Below are 319 nucleotides of genomic sequence, written 5' to 3' on the forward strand. Positions count from 1 at the left end.
ACTCCAGGCCGTAGCCCTAAGTTTGTTAAAAACTTTATGGCTGATAGCGGTGATATCGCCGGAGCCTTTAAAGCTTATGGTGATGCAGTTAAAGCTGGCACTTTCCCCGGAACGGAACACGGATTCGAATAACCATGCAAACTATCTTTTCTATCGCCGAGCTGCGAGAAGTCCTCGGTGCGGAGCGTCGTGCGGGTAAAAGAATCGGTTTCGTACCGACGATGGGCAATCTTCACACCGGCCATATCCAACTCATTCACCAGTCTAACAACAATGCCGACATCACCGTTGCCAGCATCTTTGTTAACCCTCTGCAATT

1 protein-coding gene is annotated in these 319 nt (G+C 49.2%); it reads left to right on the plus strand.

Going from position 1 to position 319, the window contains the following annotated elements; translation table 11 throughout:
• Window positions 1-134: 134 nt before the first annotated feature.
• The coding region (locus tag QWI17_RS08235) for a pantoate--beta-alanine ligase (protein ID WP_302722045.1) at window positions 135-319 on the plus strand (185 nt) is incomplete at its 3' end.

The organism is Gilvimarinus gilvus (assembly GCF_030518155.1).
GTDB classification, from domain to species: Bacteria; Pseudomonadota; Gammaproteobacteria; order Pseudomonadales; family Cellvibrionaceae; genus Gilvimarinus; species Gilvimarinus gilvus.